The sequence below is a fragment of the Spirillospora sp. CA-142024 genome (genome assembly GCF_050942325.1).
Lineage (GTDB): Bacteria > Actinomycetota > Actinomycetes > Streptosporangiales > Streptosporangiaceae > Spirillospora.
This window is the reverse complement of the sequence record NZ_CP192077.1, coordinates 7529692-7547161: the sequence shown is the minus strand read 5'-3', so window position 1 is coordinate 7547161 and position 17470 is coordinate 7529692. Positions and strand designations below refer to the sequence as shown.

The window sequence follows — 17470 nt, the reverse complement described above, 5'->3', positions numbered from 1 at the left end:
ACGGTCGGTGGGTTGTGTTTTCCAACCCGATGGCCGGATACTTCGAGGGTTAGTTGGAGAACACAACGGAGGTGGGGTTCATGCGGGACGCGGTGATCGTGGAGGCGGTGCGCACTCCGCTGGGCAAGGGCAGGCCGAACGGCGTCCTGCACGAGGACCATCCGGCCGACCTGCTGGCCCGGACGCTCACGTCGCTGGTCGAGCGGGCGGGCATCGACCCCGCGTCGGTCGACGACGTCATCGGCGGCGTCGTCACCCAGGCCGGCGACCAGGCGCTCAACATCACCCGCACGGCCGTCCTCGCCGCCGGGTTCCCCGAGAGCGTCCCCGCAATGACGGTCGACCGGCAGTGCGGCTCCTCCCAGCAGGCCCTGCACATCGCGGCGCAGGGCGTGCAGAGCGGCGCCTACGACATCGCGATCGCGTGCGGTGTCGAGTCGATGTCGCGGGTGCCGATGGGGTCGAGCGTCCTGCCCGGCAGCGACCCGTTCGGGCCGATGCTCGCCGACCGCTACCCGGACGGCCTCGTCGGACAGGGCATCAGCGCCGAGCTGATCGCCGCCCGCTGGGAATTCACCCGCGAGGAACTCGACGCCTTCGCCTACGAGTCGCACCGCCGCGCGGCCGAGGCATGGAAGAACGGGGAGTTCGACCGGGAGGTCGCCTGGGCGGGGCAGCGCGACGAGACCGTCCGTCCCGGAACCTCGCCCGAGGCCCTCGCCGGGCTCAGGCCCGCCTACCACGACGAGCGCATGGCCGCGCGGTTCCCCGAGATCGGCTGGAAGATCACCGCGGGCAACGCGTCCCCGGTCAACGACGGCGCCGCCGCCGTCCTGGTCATGGGTGCGGACGTCGCCGAGCGCCTCGGCCTGCGCCCCCGGGCGCGCTTCCACGCGTTCGCCGTCGTCGGCGACGACCCGCTGCTGATGCTCACCGCGATCATCCCGGCGACCGAGAAGGTGCTGAAGCGCGGCGGCCTCGCCCTGGACGACATCGACCTGTTCGAGGTGAACGAGGCGTTCTCCCCGGTCGTCCTCGCGTGGCAGCGCGAGACCGGCGCCGACCTCGCCCGCGTCAACGTGCGCGGCGGCGCGATCGCGATCGGCCATCCGCTCGGCGCGAGCGGCGCCCGCATCATGACCACGCTGCTGCACGCGCTCGAAGACCGCGGCGGGAGGTTCGGCCTGCAGACCATGTGCGAGGCGGGCGGCCTGGCCAACGCCACCATCGTCGAGCGGCTTTGACCGGCCGTCCGGTGGATAGGCTTCCCGGTATGCCGAAGGACGCCGACCCGCGCGAGTGCTCGATCGCCGACACCCTGGACCTGGTCGGCGAACGCTGGAGCCTGCTGGCGATCCGGGAGCTGAGCTACGGGGTGCGGCGCTTCGACCAGATCGTCTACAACACGGGCGCGTCCCGCGACATCCTCACGTCCCGGCTCCGCAAGCTGGAGGCGAACGGCATCATCCGCCGCGAACGCTACAGCGACCACCCGGTGCGGTACGAGTACCACCTGACGCCCGCCGGGGTGGAGCTGTGCGATGTGCTGCTCGTCCTGATGGCGTGGGGGGACCGGCACCTGCACCCGGACGATCCGCCGGTTCAGTGGCGGCACTCCTGCGGCGAGCCGGTCAACCCCCTGGTCATCTGCCGGCACTGCGGCAACGAGGCCCGCCGCGGCGCCCACTCGCCCACCGGCCGAGGCGCCCGGACCGCCTGACGCCGCCATATCGGAGCTCCGGCCGGCACGCCGGAAGTGCGGCCGCCGCTGAGCAGGCCCACGCCAACGAGCGCATCGCGGCTGCGGCACGCCGGGAGTGCGGGCTCACGGCACCGGATCGGCGACGGCCACCGTCGCCGGCTCGGACGGTGCGGGCGCCTCCGACACCCCGAAGCGCCGGTGGAGGCGCCGCAGGGGGCCCGGCGCCCACCAGTTGAACGGGCCCGCGAGCCGCATGAGGGCCGGGACGAGCACCGCGCGGATCAGCGTGGCGTCGACGGCCACCGCGAGCGCCATCCCGATGCCGAGCTCCTTCAGGAAGACGACCTGGCCGGTGGCGTACGCGGCGAACGAGACGGCGAGAGTGAGCGCCGCGGCGGTGACGAGGGGCGCGCTGCGCGCGATGCCGGCAGGGACCGAGGCCAGGGCGTCGCCGGTCCGGTCGTACTCCTCCTTGATGCGGGCGAGCAGGAACACCTCGTAGTCCATCGACAGGCCGTAGGCGATGCAGAACATCAGGATCGGAATGCTCGGCTCGATGGACCCCGTGGGGGTGAAGCCGAGCACACCGGACAGATGGCCTTCCTGGAAGACGAAGACGAGCGCGCCGAACATCACCGACAGGCTCAGCAGGTTGAGCACGCTCGCCTTCAGTGGCGCGATCACGCTGCCGGTCATCAGGAAGAGGACGGCGAGCGTGACCGCCACGATGAGCCCGGCCACGAGCGGCAGCCGGGAGGTCACCCCGTCCCGGTAGTCGGCCATCTCGGCGGGGGCGCCGCCGACCAGCACGCCGAACGGGGCGTGGACCGCGCGCACGTCCCTGACCAGGCCGAGCGTGTCGTTCTGCTGCCGGTCGGAGGTGGCGACCAGCACCAGCCGTGAGCCGGATCCGGCGGTGAGGCGGGCCCCGTCCGGCGCCGCGGCGGACCGGCCGCCGCTGTAGGAGCCGGCGGACGAGTCGACCCGGACGACGCCGTCCAGCCGCGACAGCCGGGCGGCGTAGGGGCCGATCTCGGCGGGGTCGGCGGAGCGGGCGACGATGTGGACGGCGTCGGCCTCCTCCTGGGCGAAGCCGTCCCGGATCCGGTCGTACATCTGCCGCGCCGGCGCGGACTGCGGCAGGACGCGGTCGTCGGGCACGCCGAAGCGCACGTCCAGGACCGGAGACCCGAGGACGAGCAGGAGCCCGAGCGCCGTCCCGCCGAACAGCAGCGGACGGCGCATGACCAGCGCGGGAAAGCGGTGCCAGAAGCCTTCGCCGGAGGGGACGGAGCGCCGTTCCACCCGGTGGCCGAGCAGCCGCAGCGCCGCGGGCAGCAGCACGGTCGCGCCGAGGACGGCGGCCGCCACCACGGCGACGCCCGCGTACGCGAACGAGTTGAGGAACGGGAAGGGGAACACCAGCAGCACCGACAGGGAGGCGGCCACGGTGACGCCGCTGAACACCACGGTGCGGCCCGCGCCGCGCACGGTCCGGGCGACCGCCTCCGGTACCTCGGCACCGGCCCGCAGTTCCTCCCGGAACCGGAAGACGACGAAGAGGCCGTAGTCGACGCCGAGCCCGATGCCCATGACGAGCACGACGTTCGAGGCGAAGGTCGAGATCTCGGTGACCGCCAGGGCGGCCCGCAACAGGGCGAGCGACCCGAGCACGGCGAACAGCCCGGTGCCGAGCGTGACCAGCGCGGCCGCGACCCGCCGGTACACCAGCCACAGCAGCACGAACACCACCGGCAGGATGATCGCCTCGGCGCGCAGGAAGTCCCGCCGGGAATGCTCCATGACCTGCCGGAACACCTCGTCGCCGCCGCCGACCTGGACGGTGACGTCGGCGCTCCGCCGGTCGAAGTCCGGCGCGAGGCGGGGCAGCAGTTCGCGGCGCACCCGGTCGGCGTCGCCCGGGGCCCAGGCCAGGACGAGGGCCTGCCGCCCGTCCTCGCTGCGCAGCGTCCGGGTGCCCTGAGTCCAGTACGACCAGGCGTCGCCGATTCCGGGCCGGGCGGCGAGTTCCCGGGTGAGCGCCCGTCCCGCCGCTGCGGCCTCGGGCCCGTCGACGGTGCCGTGCCGCGCGGTGACGAGCAGCGCCACGTTCGGGCTGCCGGTCCCGTGGTCGCGGGCCAGCGCGTCGCGTGCCCGCATCGACTCCGACCCGGGCGCCTCGAAGCGGTTCAGCGACAGCGCGCCGAGCGTGCCCGCGCCGGCGAGACCTGCGACGACCGCCACCAGGATCCCCGCGATCACGACCCACCACGACCGGCGTGCGATCGACCTGCCGAGCATGACCCACCCCCGCTAGACTGAAAACACGAGCGATCACTCGCACTCGGCAGATTACGAGTAGTTGCTCGTATTTGCAATCACGGCAGGGAGCGCGGATGGACCAGACACGGCCGCGGCGGCAGGCGCGCGGCGAACGCCGGATCGCGGGCATCCTCACCGCGGCGGCGGACGTCTTCGCGCGCATGGGGTACGAGAAGGCGACCACCAATGCGATCGCGGCGGAGGCCGGCGTCTCACCGGGGTCGCTCTACCAGTTCTTCCCGAACAAGGAGGCCATAGCCGGGGCGCTCGCCGACCGGTTCGTCACCCAGGTGCGCGCCGCGTACGAGGAGGCGTTCGGCTCCACCGGCTCCGCCGGGCTCTCCCTCGACGATGTGCTCGACCGCGCCGTCGACCCGATGATCGAGTTCAACCTCGCCAACCCGGGCTTCAAGGCGCTGTTCGCGCGTCCCGACATGCCCGCCGGCCTGGCCAAGGCGGTCGAGTCCGTGCACACCGAACTGACCGGGCGCGTCGACGGGCTGCTCGCCGCCCGCGCCCCGGACCTGCCTGCCGCCGACCGCGCCCGCACCGCCGAAGTGGCCATCCGGATCTTCCAGGCGATGGTCCCGCTGGTCGTCGGGTCAGCGGCGGAAGACCGCCCGGCCCTGATCCGCGAGCTCAAGAAGGTCCTGCACGGCTATCTGGCCCCGGTCATCGGCTGACCCGCGCCTCCGCGGAGCCCGGATCCTTTCCCGGGGTCAGCGCTCCGCGGCCAGGCGGATGCCCAGGCCGATGAACAGGGTCCCCACCGTGGCGTTGAGCCTGCGGCGGGCGGTGTGCCGGCTGCGCAGCCAGTCGCCGATCCGTCCCGCGAGGACGCCGACCGTGCCGTCCACGATGAACTCCAGCACGATCAGGATGGCGCCGAGGATCGCGAACTGCGCCCACACATGCCCGAGCCCCGGATCGATGAACTGGGGCAGGAACGCGATCGTGAAGGTGACCATCTTCGGGTTCAGCAGATTGGTCACCAGCCCGTTGAGGTAGGCCCGGCGCCCCGAGACCCCGGCCGGTGCCACGTCCTCGTCCCTGCGGTGCCGGAGCGTCTGGACGCCCAGGTAGATCAGGTAGGCGGCCCCGACGATCCGGACCGCCGTGAACGCGACCGGCACCGCCGCGAAGAGCGCGGCCAGCCCCGCCGCGGCCACGGCGACGTGCACGGCCTCGCTCGTCGCGACCCCCGCCGTCGCGAGCAGCCCCGCCCGGGGCCCGCCCCGCATGCCGCACCCGAGGATGAACAGCATGTCGGGACCGGGGATCACCATCGCGATGAGGGAGGTCACGAAGAAGATCGCGAGCAGATGAGAATCGACCGGCATGCCGCAAATCATCACACGATCCGGCCCGCGCGCGAAACCGGAGATCCCCAGGTGGGCGCCCGGGCCGTCAGCACTCGATGACGTTGACGGCGAGACCGCCGCGCGACGTCTCCTTGTACTTGTCGAGCATGTCGCGGCCGGTGTCGCGCATCGTCTTGATGGCCTTGTCCAGGGAGACGAAGTGGCGGCCGTCGCCGCGGAGGGAGATGCGGGCGGCGCTGATGGCCTTGATGGCTCCGACCGCGTTGCGCTCGATGCACGGGACCTGGACGAGGCCGCCGACCGGATCGCAGGTGAGGCCGAGATTGTGCTCGATGCCGATCTCCGCGGCGTTCTCGACCTGTTCGGGGGTGCCGCCGAGGACCTCGGTGAGACCGGCGGCGGCCATGGAGCAGGCGGAGCCGACCTCGCCCTGGCAGCCGACCTCGGCGCCGGAGATGGACGCGTTCTGCTTGAACAGGACGCCCATCGCTCCGGCGGTGAGGAGGAAGCGGACGACTCCGTCGTCATCGCAGCCCGGGACGAAGCGGTCGTAGTAGTGCAGGACGGCCGGGATGATGCCGGCGGCGCCGTTCGTCGGGGCGGTGACGATGCGGCCGCCGGCGGCGTTCTCCTCGTTGACGGCCAAGGCGAAGAGGGTGACCCAGTCCATCGCGTGGAGGGGGTCGGCGGCCTTCTCGGCCGTGAGCTGGCGGTGCAGCTGCGGGGCGCGGCGGCGGACCTTCAGCCCGCCGGGCAGCAGGCCCTCGTGGCTGCACCCCCGGGTGACGCAGGCGCGCATCACATGCCAGAGGTTCAGGAGGCCGTCGTGGATCTCACGGGACGTCCGGCCGAACGCCTTCTCGTTCTCCAGCATGAGGGCGGACACCGACAGGCCCGTCTCACGGCAGCGTTCGAGGAGTTCGGCGGCCGTGTCGAAGGGGTGGGGCAGGACGGTGTCGTCGGGCTTGATGCGGTCGGCTCCGGTGGCGTTCTCGTCCAGGATGAAGCCGCCGCCGACCGAGTAGTACACCTTCGCGCGCAGCTCGCCGCCCGAGGGGTCCAGGGCCGTGAAGCGCATCCCGTTGGGGTGGCCGGGCAGCGACTTCTTGCGCTCGAAATGCAGATGCTCGTTGACCACGAAGGGAATGTCGTGGTCGTCGAACAGGCGTAGCGCGCCGCGCTCGCGGACGGCCTGGAGACGTTCGTCCACCCGGTCGACGTCGACCAGTTCGGGTTTGTCGCCTTCGAGGCCGAGGATGACGGCCTTGTCGCTGCCGTGGCCCTTTCCGGTGAGGCCGAGCGAGCCGTAGAGAACGACCTGGACCGAGGCGGTCTTCTCCAGCAGCCCGTCCCGTTCGAGGCCGCGGGCGAAGCGGTGCGCGGCGGCCATCGGGCCGCCGGTGTGGGAGGACGACGGTCCGATGCCGATCTTGAACAGGTCGAAAACGCTGATGGCCATGCGCTGCCTCGTTGTGGCTGTGCCCCCTCCGCGGACCGGAGGGGGCACGGTGACGTCAGAGGTTCGGGTACAGGGGGTGCTTCTCGGCGAGGGCCGTCACGCGCGCCGCCAGTGCGTCCCGGTCGTAGGACGGCTGGAGGGCCAGCGCGATGACGTCCGCGACCTCGGCGAAGTCCGCGGCGGTGAAGCCGCGGGTGGCGAGGGCGGGCGTGCCGATCCGCAGACCGGACGTGACCATCGGCGGGCGCGGGTCGTTCGGCACCGCGTTGCGGTTGACCGTGATGCCGATCTCGTGCAGGCGGTCCTCGGCGTCCCGTCCGGTGAGCTCGGAGTCCACCAGGTCGACCAGCACGAGGTGCACGTCGGTCCCGCCCGTCAGCACCTTCACGCCGGCCTTGGCGGAGTCCTCGGCGAGAAGACGCTCGGCGAGCAGCCGCGCGCCCTCGACGGTGGCCTCCTGCCGGGCCCTGAACTCGTCCGACGCGGCGATCTTGAGGGCGACCGCCTTCGCGGCGATCACGTGCTCCAGCGGGCCGCCCTGCATGCCCGGGAACACCGCGGAGTTGATCTTCTTGCCGTACTCCTCGCGGGCGAGGATCAGGCCGCCGCGCGGTCCGCCGAGCGTCTTGTGCGTCGTGGTCGTGACGATGTCGGCGTACGGGACGGGCGACGGGTGCAGGCCCGCCGCGACCAGGCCCGCGAAGTGCGCCATGTCGACCATGAGCAGCGCCCCGACCGAGTCGGCGATGTCCCGGAACGCCGCGAAGTCGAGCCGCCGCGGGTACGCCGACCAGCCCGCCACGATCATCTTGGGCCGGTGCTCGGCCGCGAGCGAGGCGACCTCGTCCATGTCGACCAGGCCGTCCTCGGAGCGGACGTGGTACGGCACCACGTTCAGCACCTTGCCCGAGTAGTTCAGCCGCATCCCGTGCGTGAGGTGCCCGCCGTGCGCGAGGTCGAGGCCGAGGATGGTGTCGCCGTGCTGGAGCAGCGCGAAGTAGACCGCCGTGTTGGCCTGGGCCCCGCTGTGCGGCTGGACGTTCGCGTGGTCGGCGCCGAACAGCTCCTTGGCCCGGTCGATGGCCAGCTGCTCGGTGACGTCGACGTACTCGCAGCCGCCGTAGTAGCGCCGGCCCGGGTAGCCCTCGGCGTACTTGTTGGTGAGGACGGAGCCCTGCGCCTCCAGCACGGAGACCGGCGCGAAGTTCTCCGACGCGATCATTTCGAGGGTGTTCTGCTGCCGCCGCAGCTCGGCGGTGACCGCCTCGGCGACCTCCGGGTCCGCAGTCGCGAGCGAGTCGTACAACGTCATGACTCCTCGATCAGCTTGTCGTAGGCGGCGGAGTCGAGCAGGTCGCCCGGCTCCTCCGAGATGCGGACCTTGAAGATCCAGCCCTCGCCGTACGGGTCGTCGTTGATGACCTTCGGCTCGTCCACCACGGCACCGTTGATCGCGGTGATCTCGCCGCTGACGGGGGAGTAGATGTCGCTCACCGACTTGGTCGACTCCACCTCGCCGCACGGCTCGCCCGCCTCGACGGCGTCGCCCTCGGAGGGCTGCAGTTCGAGGTAGACGATCTCGCCGAGGGCGTCGGCGGCGTGCGCGGTGATGCCGACCGTGACGATGCCGTCCTCGCCGCCGAGGCCCGACACCCACTCGTGCTCCTCGCTGTAGCGGAGCTCCTCAGGAACGCTCACGATCACTTCTCTCTTTCAGGAACGCTTGTAGAACGGCAGCTCGACCACGTCCACCGGCTCATGCCGGCCGCGGACGTCCACGGCGAGGCCCGTCTCCCCGACGCCGCTGTCGAGGTAGGCCATGGCGATCGGCGTGCCCAGTGTGGGCGACGGGGCGCCGCTCGTCACGACCCCGCACGGCGTGCCGCCGGACGTGACGACCTGGTACCCCTTGCGAGGCGCGCGACGCCCCCGCGCGACCAGCCCCACGAGCCTACGGCCCGGCGGGGTCTGCGCCTGCGCCGCCAGGGCGGTCTTTCCCACGAAGTCGCCCGGCTTGTCCAGCTTCACGACCCGGCCGAGGCCGGCCTCGAACGGGGTGGTCTCCGCGGTCAGCTCGTTCCCGTACAGCGGCATGCCCGCCTCCAGGCGCAGCGTGTCGCGGGCGGACAGCCCGGCCGGGACGACCCCCTCCACCGCGGCGAGCGCCCTCCACAGCGCGACGGCGTCGGACGCGTCCACGAACAGCTCGAAACCGTCCTCGCCGGTGTAGCCGGTGCGGGCGACGAGCGCGTCGACGCCCGCGACCCGCCCGGCGAGGATCGCGTAGTACTTGAGGCCGGCGAGCGGCGCCTCGGTGAAGCCTTCGAGAATCGTCTGCGAACGCGGGCCCTGCAGGGCGATCAGCGCGTACGACTCGGAACGGTCCTCCACGGCGGCCTCGAAGCCCGCGGCCCGCTCGATCAGCGCCTCCCGGACGACGGCGGCGTTCGCGGCGTTCGCGACGACCATCCAGGTGTCGTCGGCCAGCCGGTAGACGATCAGGTCGTCCAGGACGCCGCCGTCCGGCCCGCAGATCATCGTGTAGCGGGCCTTGCCGACCGGCATCGGCGACAGGTTCCCGACCAGCGCGAAGTCGAGCGCGGCGCCCGCGCCCGGACCGGAGAGGAAGATCTCCCCCATGTGCGACAGGTCGAACAGCCCCGCCCCGGTGCGGACGGCCTGGTGCTCGGCGGTCTCGCTCGCGTAGCGCAGCGGCATCAGATAGCCGGCGAAGTCGACGAGATTCGCGCCGAGGTCCTGGTAGACGTCGTGCAGCGGCGTCTTCTTGGGGATCGGATCGGCGGACATGGGTTCGGCTCCTTCGTCGCGGGCGCGCGTGGTCCATCGTCCCACTCGCGCACCGGGCGTCTCGGTGCCTCCCCCTCTGTCATCGGCGCCTGAGAGCTTCACCCGCCTGCCCGGCGGGCTTTCACCTTCGGCGGGGGACCGCGGTCCCCGCTTTCCAGAGGTCGCCTGGCCCGTGCGGTCCGTGGGCCTGAGAGGTTCCGGGGAGGATTTGCTCCTTCGGCGTCCCCGGCCGGCTGCCGGGGACTCTCCCGCACGGGATCATCGGCGGTGTTGATTATTGCATTTCTCTTCCTGCAGACCCAAGAGCCCCTGCCGTGCTCATGGCAGGTTGTGGCAGCTCACCTCACAGTGGGGTGACGTAGGCGCCGGAGATGCCGCCGTCCACGAGGAACTCCGAGGCCGTGATGAAGGACGCGTCGTCCGACGCCAGGAACGCGACGGCCGCGGCGATCTCGGACGCCTCGGCGAACCGTCCCACCGGGACGTGGACGAGCCGCCGCGCCGCCCGCTCCGGGTCTTTGGCGAACAGTTCCCGCAGGAGGGGAGTGTTGACCGGGCCAGGGCACAGCGCGTTGACCCGGACGCCCTGCCGCGCGAACTGCACGCCCAGCTCCCGCGACATCGCCAGCACGCCGCCCTTGGACGCGGTGTAGGAGATCTGCGACGTCGCCGCGCCCATCTTGGCCACGAACGACGCCGTGTTGATGATCGAGCCCTTGCCCTGGTCGAGCATGTAGGGGATGACGTGCTTGCAGCACAGGTACACGCTCGTGAGGTTGACCTCCTGGACGCGTTTCCACGCGTCCAGGCCCGTCTCCAGGATCGAGTCGTCGTCCGGTGGGGAGATGCCGGCGTTGTTGAACGCCACGTCGATGCGCCCGTAGGCGTCGTGGACGGTCCGGAAGAGCGCCGTGACCTCGTCCTCCACGGTGACGTCCACCTTGACGAAGAGGCCGTCCAGCTCGTCCGCCGCGGTCTTGCCGGCGGTCTCGTCCAGGTCGGCGACGACGACCCGGGCGCCCTCCTGTGCGAAGCGGCGCGCGGTGGCGAGGCCGATGCCGCCCGCGCCGCCGGTCACGACGGCCACCCGGCCCTCCAGACGCTGCATGGATGTCACTCCTGTCATTGCTCGGTGGCGATGAAGACGTTCTTGGTCTCGGTGAACGCGTCGAGGGCGTCCGGGCCGAGCTCGCGGCCGAGGCCCGACCGCTTGAACCCGCCGAACGGCGTCCAGTAGCGGACGGACGCGTGCGAGTTCACCGACAGGTTCCCGGCCTCGACGGCCCGGGACGCGCGCAGGGCGCGCCCGACGTCGCGGGTCCAGATCGAGCCGGACAGCCCGTAGGGCGTGTCGTTGGCGAGCCGGACCGCGTCCGCCTCGTCCTCGAACGGGACGACGGTGACGACCGGCCCGAAGACCTCGTCCCGCCAGGACGGAAGCGCCGTGCAGGACGGCCCGGCCAGTACGGTCGGCGGGAACCAGAACCCCGGCCCCTCCGGCGCCGACCCCCGGATCAGCACAGGCGCGTCGTGCGGGACGTACGAGGCGACCTTCTCCCGGTGCGCCGCGCTGATCAGCGGACCCACCTCGGTCTTCTCATCCCGGGGATCCCCGACGACGACCCGCTGGACGGCGGGCTCCAGGAGTTCGAGGAACCGGTCGTACACCGGCCGCTCCACGAGGATCCGGGAGCGCGAGCAGCAGTCCTGCCCGGCGTTGTCGAACACCGCGGAGGGCGCGGTCGCGGCGGCCTTCTCCAGGTCGGCGTCGGCGAACACGATGTTGGCGTTCTTGCCGCCGAGTTCCAGCGTCAGCCGCTTCACACCCGGCGCGCACGCCGCCATGATCTCCGTGCCGACCCGCGTCGACCCGGTGAACACGATCTTCCGGACGTCCGGGTGCTCCACCAGCCGCCGTCCCGCCACCGGGCCCGCGCCCGGCAGCACCTGCACCACGCCTTCGGGCAGCCCCGCCTCCAGCGCCAGCTCGCCGACCCGCCGCGCGGTCAGCGGCGTCAGCTCGGCCGGTTTGACGATGACGGCGTTGCCCGCGGCCAGCGCCGGCGCCAGCCCCCAGCCCATGATCGGCATCGGGAAGTTCCACGGGACGATCACGCCCACGACACCGAGCGGCTCCGCGAACGTCACGTTCAGCCCGCCCGGCACCGGAATCTGCCGTCCGGCGAGCCGTTCGGGCGCCGCCGCGTAGTAGTGCAGGACGTCCCGCAGGTTCCCGGCCTCCCAGCGCGCCTGCCCGATCGGATGCCCGGCGTTGCGCACCTCCAGGGCGGCCAGCTCGTCCACATGCGCGTCCACGAGATCGGCGAACGCCCGCAACAACCGGGCCCGATCTCCGGGCGGCACGTCCCGCCAGGCAGGAAACGCCTGCCGGGCCCGCGCCACGGCCGCGTCCACGTCCTCGGCCGAGGCCAGCGGAACGCGCTCGATGACCTCCTCGGTGGCCGGATTCACGACGTCGAACTCGTCACCCGTCAACAAGAGCCTCACAACCGCTCGAAGCCGCGGAACATCTCCCAGTCGGTGACCGCTCGGTCGTAGGCGTCGAGTTCGACGCGGGCGTAGTTGGCGTAGTGCTCGACGACCTCCTTCCCGAAGGCGTCCAGGGCCAGGGAGCTGCGGCCCCAGTCGGCGGCGGCGTCGCGGAGCGTCCCGACGACGGTGTCGGCGTCGGTCGCGTAGGCGTTGCCCACGAACGGTTCGTCCAGCGGAAGCTCGTTCTCGATCCCGTGCAGCCCGGACGCGATCATCGCGGCCACCGCCAGGTACGGGTTGACGTCGCCGCCGGGCACCCGGTTCTCGATGCGCAGGGACGGCCCGTGGCCGACGAGCCGCAGCGCGCACGTCCGGTTGTCGACGCCCCACTTGATCGCCGTCGGCGCGAACGAGCCGGGCTGGTAGCGCTTGTAGGAGTTGATGTTCGGCGCGTACAGCAGCGTGAAGTCGCGCAGGCACGCCTGCTGGCCCGCGATGAAGTGCTCGCCGAGCCGGGACAGCCCGTGCGGGCCGTCCCCGGCCAGCACCGGCGACCCGTCCGACGACCGCAGCGAGAGGTGGACGTGGCAGGAGTTGCCCTCCCGCTCGTTCGGCTTGGCCATGAACGTGATCGACATGCCCTCTTGGGCGGCGATCTCCTTGGCGCCCGTCTTGTAGAGGACGTGGTTGTCGCACGTGCGCAGGGCCTCGTCGAAGCGGAACGCGATCTCGTGCTGGCCGAGGTTGCACTCCCCCTTGGCCGACTCCACGTACATCCCCGCGCCGGTCATGCCGTTGCGGATCCGGCGCAGCAGTGGTTCGACGCGGGCGCCCCCGAGCAGCGAGTAGTCCACGTTGTACTGGTTGGCCGGAGTGAGGTCGCGGTACGCCTTCCCCCAGGCGTCCTCGTAGGAGTCCTTGTAGACGATGAACTCCAGTTCCGTCCCGACGAAGGCGCCCCAGCCCCGCTCGGCCAGCCTGTCGAGCTGGCGCCAGAGGATCTGCCGGGGCGAGGGCCCCACGCCGGTGCCGTCCTCCGCGACGATGTTCGCGTGGACGAGCGCGGCCCCCTCCTGCCAGGGGATCCGGCGGAGGGTGGCGAGGTCGGGACGCATGACGAAGTCGCCATAGCCGGTGTCCCAGGACGACATGTCGTAGCCGTCCACCGTGTTCATGTCGACGTCCACGGCCAGGAGGTAGTTGCAGCCGTCCGAGCCGTGCCCGGCGACCTCCTCCAGGAAGAAGCGGGACGAGAGCCGCTTGCCCTGGAGGCGCCCCTGCATGTCGGTGATCGCGACGATCACGGTGTCGATCCGGCCCGCCGCCGCCTCCTCGCGCAACTCGTCGAGGGTGAGCGATGTGGTCACGTTCTCAGCTCCTAACCGAGCGACTGGAGTTCCTGCTCGATGGCGGCCAGTTCTTCGGCGCTGCCCTGCACCTTCGGGCCCTTGAACCACTTGCGGGCCGACACCGCCCACCACAGCGCGGCGCCGCCCAGCACCACCAGGATCGCGATCGGCGAGTAGTTGAAGGAGTCCTTGGTGATCGGGTTCGCGGGCGGCAGCATGAACACCACCGAGACGAACAGCACCCACACCACCGCGAGCGCGCCGATGGGCCTGCTCCAGCGGCCGAGGTTCCACGGCCCGGCCCGGAAGTCGGCGCCCTGCCGCAGCCGCAGGTACGTCGGGATCACGTAGGCGATGTAGAGGCCGATGACCGCGACGGACGTGACGGCCAGGTACGCGGTGAGGTTCCAGATCGCGGGCAGGGCCAGCAGGAACGCGCCCCCGGCGGCCAGCCAGATCGCGTTGGTGGGGGTCCGGCTCCGCTTGTTGATCTGGTGCCAGAACGACGAGAACGGCAGCGCCCCGTCCCGGGAGAACGCGTAGATCATCCGGGAGTTCGCCGTCACCGAGGACATCCCGCAGAAGAACTGCGCGCCGAACGACACGAGGATCAGCAGCTTGCCGGTCGTCTCGCCGGTGGCCGCGATGAAGATCTCGGCCGGGCCGCCCTCGACCGCCTTGCCGTAGTCCTGGATCGCGAACGTGACGCCGAGCAGCAGGATCCAGCCGGCCACGACCGAGATCAGCACCGAGTTCACGATGCCCTTCGGGCCGGACCGCGCCGCGTCGTGCGTCTCCTCCGTCATGTGGGCGGACGCGTCGTACCCGGTCAGCGTGTACTGCGAGAGCAGCAGGCCGATCAGCGCCGCGTAGGCCCCGTACTGCCAGCCGGTCTCGTTCACGAACTCGGAGAAGACGAACCCGGCCGACTGGTGGTGCGACGGCTTGATCGCCAGCACGCCGACGACGATCGCGACGCCGAGGACGTGCCACCACACGCTGACGCTGTTCAGCAGCGACACGATCTTGACGCCGAACTGGTTGAGCAGCGCGTGCACGACCAGCAGGACCGCGAACAGGAGGAACGTGTGGCCGAGCGACACGTCGAACCCGAACTGGAGGTCCAGCAGGGGATTCAGGAACGCGGCGGAGCCGTAGACGATGGCCGCCGTCACGGCGACCTGGCCGATGAAGTTGAACCAGCCCGTGAACCACGACCACGCGGGGCCGTTCGTCCGGGCCAGCTTGGCGGCCCAGTAGTAGAGGCCGCCCGCGGTCGGGTAGCTGGAGCAGACCTCGGCCATCGCGAGCGCGACCAGCAGCGTCATGGCGCCGACGCCGAGCCAGCCCCAGGTGATGACGACGGGTCCGCCGCCCTTGAGGCCGATGGTGTAGGACGTCAGGCAGCCGCTCAGCACCGAGATGATGGTGAACGAGACAGCGAAGTTGGAGAAACCGGACATGGACCGGCTGAGCTCCTGGGCGTAGCCCAGCTCGTGCAGCCGTTTCTCGTCGTCGGACATGGGGTCGGGGCCGGCGGAAGCCTTGTGCTCGTCGATGCTCACGAGCACCTCCTCGTCCAGGGGGTCGTGCCGCCCTTAATGGGCTAACGACAGACCATTAATATTTGTGACGGCGCTCCCGTCAAGACCCTGAGCGCGACGAAACGCACCTGTAACGTGGAACTCCCCGACCCCCGCGGCCCCGAAGGACGGTCATGCCCGAGCCGGATCAGGCCCTGCCCGACCTCGCCGCGAGCGCGGTGTTCCGTCCCGTCCGGACGGGAAACGCCTTCGAGGAGACCGTCGAGCGGCTGCTCCAGGCGATCAAGCTCGGCGTCGTCGACCGCGGCGAGCGGCTGCCGCCCGAACGCGAGCTCGCGCCGCTGCTCGGCGTCAGCCGCGTCACGCTGCGCGAGGCGATCCGGGCCGTCCAGCAGGAGGGGTACGTGGAGTCCCGCCGGGGACGGTTCGGCGGGACGTTCGTCACCTACCAGCGGCCGAAGCCGCGCCAGTCCGATCTGAAGCGCGCCCTCGCCCAGATGGGCGATGACCTCAACGACACACTCACCTTCCGCATGGCGGTGGAGACCGGCGCCGCCCAGATACTCGCCACGACCCGGCTCACCGAGGCGCAGCGCGAGCTGCTGCGCATCCGGCTGGCCGAACTGGACGCCGCCGGGCCGGACGCCTACCGCCGCCTCGACACCCTCTTCCACCTGACGATCGCCGAGATGACCGGGTCGGCGCTGCTCTCGGCGGCCTGCGCGGACGCCCGGATGCGGGTGACCGACCTGCTCAACGCCATCCCCGTCCTCGGGCCCAACATCGAGCACGCGTCCTTCCAGCACGCCGCGATCGTCGAGGCCGTCCTCGCCGGCGACCCGGAGGCCGCCCGCCGCGCCGTCGCCGAGCATCTGGAGGGCACCGCCGCCCTTCTGCGCGGCTTCCTCGGTTAGCGTCTCTGATCAGCTTAGGGATCCGTAGTCGTGTTGAGTATTGCGACTGGTGGATCTGCCCATCGTGGTGGGGTGGCGTGGGCGTGCAGGTGGAATCCTGCGCCCAGTGCCGCCCCCCGCGGCCGATGCCGTGGTCGGGTGGTGGGTGTACTGATCGCGGTCACGCCCTGGTTCCGGCGGTGCGCCGCGCGGGGCAGCCGCCCCGGCATGGCCGTCCGGCCCTTGGGAGCGTGTCCCTCCGGACGCTGGCCCGCCTGGCCCGCCGGATGGGCTCCGGGGTGCCGGGCGAGGGAGGGAACCCCACGTCGCCTGGGCGCGGGGCGGGTGGTGAGAGATGGCTTGTTGCGGGACCGGGTGGGTCCGATCTTCGACCGGTCCGTCCGGCCGTCCTGGCAAGTGGTGGAAGCCGCGGCCTTGGTCGTGGCCGCAGTGACCACTGCGCCTGCTTCGAGCTTGTCGACCACCGAGCGGATGGCCGGCTCCCCCGTAACCCGGTCGGTGACGGTCTTGACCTGGTGAATCAGGCCACGGGCGGCGATCCGCCGCCACGCCCCCTGATCACGGTCGCCCTGAGATGGGTTCGCCGCGCCGACAGCCGCCGCTCAGCCGCGGTCAGCCGGGTGTACCGAGCCGCCAGGTGCCCGGTCTCGGTCGTGCGCCCGCCGCCGTTCGCGGCCGCCTGCCCGTCGCCGGTGTCGCAGGCGTCCCGGTAACCGCCCGTGTCGTCTCCCAGCCGGGGATCAAGGCGCTGGTGCTGGTCGAGTCTGGCCTGCAGGCGCTCGGACTGGCGGCGCAGCCGATGCTGCTTGCCCAAGACCCCGGCGGCGCGGAACATGCCCCCGGCGCCCAGCCCGGCGACGGCGCCGTCTTCGTGCAGCTTGCACGCCCCGGCCGACAACAGGGTGTTGACTCCCCAATCCACGCCGAGGGCCGTGGTGCGGCCTTTGCTCTGGATTGCGGGGACGGCATGGGTGAACGCCAGATCCGCCCGCACCCGGGCGCCCTGAGGACGCAGGGTGGGCAGATGCAGCACCGCCCCCGCCGGGACCGTCGGCGGGAGGGCGAGGGGGCAGGCCACCCAGGTCCAGTCCGCATACGACCGCGGGTCGGGGCGGGTCGGCAGCTGCACTCGCAGCAGCGCCCGCCCACCCTCGTCCTCGACGCGCCGGAGGGTGGCCTGCTGGGCGTCGGCGGCGGCCAGGCTCAGCAGGCGCGCCGCGTTCGGCACACCTTCGAGTTCGAACACATCCTCCGGAAGCCGCCCATGCTTGTCGATGAAGGCGGTGATCTGACGGGTGCGGGCCTTGATCACACTGCTCGGCAGGAACCGGCCGTCCGGCACCGCGGCGCGGACGGCGTCCCACTCGGCCCCAGTGCGCTTGCCCGGGTCGGCGGGCCGGCTCGCCAGGATCCCGCCGACCAGCTTGGCCCGGTGCGTTGCCCCGCGCAGGATGCGCCCGGCCTGCTCTTGGGCCATCCGCACGATCCTGTCATTCACCCTCACCCTGTCCGGGACGGACGGGTGCCAGCCCAGCCTGCGCAGCGCCATCCACGCGT

Annotated in this window: 15 protein-coding genes and 2 riboswitches; of the genes, 4 read left to right on the top strand and 11 right to left on the bottom strand. The window is 71.5% G+C overall.

Annotated elements, in window-relative coordinates:
• Positions 1–80: 80 nt before the first annotated feature.
• Both ACQPZP_RS35600 and ACQPZP_RS35595 read left to right on the top strand, forming a co-directional pair.
• The gene (locus ACQPZP_RS35600) at positions 81–1244 is read left to right on the top strand and encodes a thiolase family protein (protein WP_433474071.1); all 1164 of its coding nucleotides are present in this window, start codon (positions 81–83) and stop codon (positions 1242–1244) included.
• Positions 1245–1273: 29 nt separating this feature from the next.
• Positions 1274–1720 carry a winged helix-turn-helix transcriptional regulator gene (locus tag ACQPZP_RS35595; protein ID WP_433474070.1) on the top strand — a complete coding sequence of 149 codons (447 nt, stop codon included), beginning with the start codon at positions 1274–1276 and terminating at the stop codon, positions 1718–1720.
• Between the two features lie 105 nt (positions 1721–1825).
• Here ACQPZP_RS35595 and ACQPZP_RS35590 read toward each other — a convergent pair whose 3' ends face one another.
• Positions 1826–4003, bottom strand: coding sequence for an MMPL family transporter (locus ACQPZP_RS35590; protein WP_433474069.1), 2178 nt, complete (start codon positions 4001–4003; stop codon positions 1826–1828).
• Positions 4004–4098: 95 nt separating this feature from the next.
• On the opposite strand from ACQPZP_RS35590, the gene ACQPZP_RS35585 reads away from it, so the two are divergent.
• A complete protein-coding gene (locus ACQPZP_RS35585; RefSeq protein ID WP_433463785.1) occupies positions 4099–4707 on the top strand; it encodes a TetR/AcrR family transcriptional regulator in 609 nt (202 codons plus the stop codon).
• 36 nt (positions 4708–4743) lie between these two features.
• Here ACQPZP_RS35585 and ACQPZP_RS35580 read toward each other — a convergent pair whose 3' ends face one another.
• The 9 genes from ACQPZP_RS35580 to ACQPZP_RS35540 all read right to left on the bottom strand — a co-directional run bounded on the left by ACQPZP_RS35580 (position 4744) and on the right by ACQPZP_RS35540 (position 15020).
• Entirely contained in the window at positions 4744–5364 is a 621-nt protein-coding gene (locus tag ACQPZP_RS35580) for a LysE family translocator (RefSeq protein ID WP_433463784.1), read from the bottom strand.
• 67 nt (positions 5365–5431) lie between these two features.
• Entirely contained in the window at positions 5432–6805 is a 1374-nt protein-coding gene (locus ACQPZP_RS35575; protein ID WP_433474068.1) for an L-serine ammonia-lyase, read from the bottom strand.
• A 55-nt stretch (positions 6806–6860) separates the two neighbouring features.
• Positions 6861–8117, bottom strand: a complete 1257-nt coding sequence (gene glyA, locus ACQPZP_RS35570; RefSeq protein ID WP_433474067.1) for a serine hydroxymethyltransferase — start codon at positions 8115–8117, stop codon at positions 6861–6863.
• Positions 8114–8503, bottom strand: coding sequence for a glycine cleavage system protein GcvH (gcvH, locus tag ACQPZP_RS35565; protein WP_433463781.1), 390 nt, complete (start codon positions 8501–8503; stop codon positions 8114–8116). The genes glyA and gcvH overlap by 4 nt, the downstream gene beginning before the upstream one ends.
• Positions 8504–8518: 15 nt before the next feature.
• On the bottom strand, positions 8519–9613 hold the full coding sequence (gene gcvT / locus ACQPZP_RS35560; protein ID WP_433474066.1) for a glycine cleavage system aminomethyltransferase GcvT: 1095 nt from the start codon (positions 9611–9613) through the stop codon (positions 8519–8521).
• 73 nt (positions 9614–9686) lie between these two features.
• Positions 9687–9774, bottom strand: a riboswitch (glycine riboswitch).
• A gap of 4 nt (positions 9775–9778) precedes the next feature.
• A riboswitch (glycine riboswitch) is annotated at positions 9779–9874 on the bottom strand.
• Between the two features lie 82 nt (positions 9875–9956).
• Positions 9957–10721: a 3-oxoacyl-ACP reductase gene (locus ACQPZP_RS35555; RefSeq protein ID WP_433474065.1), complete on the bottom strand. Its 765-nt coding sequence runs from the start codon at positions 10719–10721 to the stop codon at positions 9957–9959.
• A 14-nt stretch (positions 10722–10735) separates the two neighbouring features.
• A complete protein-coding gene (locus ACQPZP_RS35550) occupies positions 10736–12109 on the bottom strand; it encodes an aldehyde dehydrogenase family protein (protein ID WP_433474064.1) in 1374 nt (457 codons plus the stop codon).
• A gap of 8 nt (positions 12110–12117) precedes the next feature.
• A complete protein-coding gene (locus ACQPZP_RS35545) occupies positions 12118–13473 on the bottom strand; it encodes a glutamine synthetase family protein (RefSeq protein WP_433474063.1) in 1356 nt (451 codons plus the stop codon).
• A gap of 11 nt (positions 13474–13484) precedes the next feature.
• Positions 13485–15020 (bottom strand): amino acid permease, encoded by a 1536-nt coding sequence (locus tag ACQPZP_RS35540; RefSeq protein ID WP_433474062.1) that lies wholly within the window; start codon positions 15018–15020, stop codon positions 13485–13487.
• A gap of 152 nt (positions 15021–15172) precedes the next feature.
• Between ACQPZP_RS35540 and ACQPZP_RS35535 the strand changes: the two genes are divergently transcribed.
• Positions 15173–15913, top strand: coding sequence for a FadR/GntR family transcriptional regulator (locus ACQPZP_RS35535; protein ID WP_433474061.1), 741 nt, complete (start codon positions 15173–15175; stop codon positions 15911–15913).
• Positions 15914–16433: 520 nt separating this feature from the next.
• Here the strand turns inward: ACQPZP_RS35535 and ACQPZP_RS35530 are convergent.
• Complete coding sequence (locus ACQPZP_RS35530; protein WP_433474060.1) at positions 16434–17390, bottom strand: hypothetical protein; 957 nt, start codon at positions 17388–17390, stop codon at positions 16434–16436.
• Between the last annotated feature and the right edge of the window lie 80 nt (positions 17391–17470).